At 60.3% G+C, this 1445-nt stretch carries 1 protein-coding gene; it reads right to left on the bottom strand.

What is annotated here, in order from left to right; all coding sequences use genetic code 11:
* Window positions 1–862: 862 nt before the first annotated feature.
* A complete protein-coding gene (locus JF66_RS18785) occupies window positions 863–1405 on the bottom strand; it encodes a transcriptional regulator (RefSeq protein WP_035880394.1) in 543 nt (180 codons plus the stop codon).
* Between the last annotated feature and the right edge of the window lie 40 nt (window positions 1406–1445).

The following is a 1445-nucleotide window of genomic DNA, read 5'->3' as shown; positions in this document are numbered from 1 at the left end:
CGATTTCTCCCTCGAAACGGACTGTGGATTCAAGTTGCCACGATGCTGGCGTCATGGCAGAACGTCGCCCCCAGTGGAACTGCAGGAGCCTTAATCGAACTTCGTCGGGGGTCCCGGCCGTCCATGGAAAATCAAATGGCATCGCAGCGGCGTCGTGAATCCCTTCGTGTGCGAGTGCCACAAGGTCGGGCAAATCGGAATCTCGAACGGGAGACAGAGAGAGTGACCCGCATTCGATCAGCAATCCGAACGGCGGCCAGAGCTGTTGAAGTGCATGCGACATGCCCCCAACCCTATTTGTGTCAACGCCGACCCCCCGACCCGTTCCCAGTGGAACCTCTAACGAACGTCCGCGGTCGCAGAATCTGGGCGCTTTCTGGTGCTGGCTAGAATCGCGAACGCGATTGCGATACCGAGTCCGGCTAGCCCGAGCAGGAAGAGCAACGGCACGCTTGTCTGAAGCTGGACCAATTCTGCCGTCTTCCCTATGCCGGCATCGGCGCCTGGAATGGCGTCAACCAGCAGTGCGGCTCGCACCGCAGCTATGACAGCAAACGTAATAGTCATAACTGCTGCGACTGCGGCAAGAATGGCCGCCACCTTGTACACACGCACTTGCATAGGGCCAACCCCTCGAAACCAGTTGATTATGCAGGAAATCTGAATCTCATTTGCCGGGTAGCTGCCGCTCTACGCAGCCGCGAAAACCAGCGTACCGGTCAGCCACGCTCACGCACCCGACTCGCCGTGGCCACAAGCCGGACCTCCTGCGCGACAGATTTAGGCCAAATCACCAGTCGGCCGATCACGGCGATGCCGTGTCACAGGGGAACCCGCTGTGGGACATCCGGCCACCGCCACGTTAGTCGGAAGTGCGGTGCAGGACGAACATGCCGCCGAATGCCGGCTGATCCGAGCGCTCCTGATCGCTATCAACGAACTCGCTGAGAACGGACTGAACCCGCGAGATGAAGGTTTCCGCGTCCTGCTTGGAAAGGTGGACAACGAATCGAGACAGCGTCGCTAACGAGTCTGGTCCTGCCTCCATCAGCTCGTCTCTCAGCGCGTCGAGTGGAGCGAGAGGCGCTTCGGGGCCCGCGTCGCTGAGCGCGGTGTCGAGATTCCACGAGCGGCCCGTGGACCGGTAGGGCTTCTCCAACGCGCCACTTTCGCCGGTGCGAACCTCACCACGCTCGAGGAATCCCGCTGCGTGTAGTTGCCTGACGTGATACAGCACCGTACCCGGGTCCTGGGCAAGTCGATCCGCGAGCTGCTTGTTCGTGAGCTCATGGAGCCCGCACAACCGCAAGATCCTCAGACGGAGAGGGTGCGCCAAAGCCTTGATCTCGCGGGCGCTCGCGGACGGATTCTTAGTGTCCATGGCCGTCGGTTGTTCCTCCGTCATATGGCAATCCTACCGTCTGATGTATTTAATCCAATCACCT

The sequence above is a fragment of the Cryobacterium sp. MLB-32 genome, from assembly GCF_000738085.1.
Taxonomy (GTDB): domain Bacteria; phylum Actinomycetota; class Actinomycetes; order Actinomycetales; family Microbacteriaceae; genus Cryobacterium.
The sequence above is the reverse complement of the archived record's forward strand: the minus strand, read 5'-3'. Positions and strand labels throughout refer to the sequence as shown.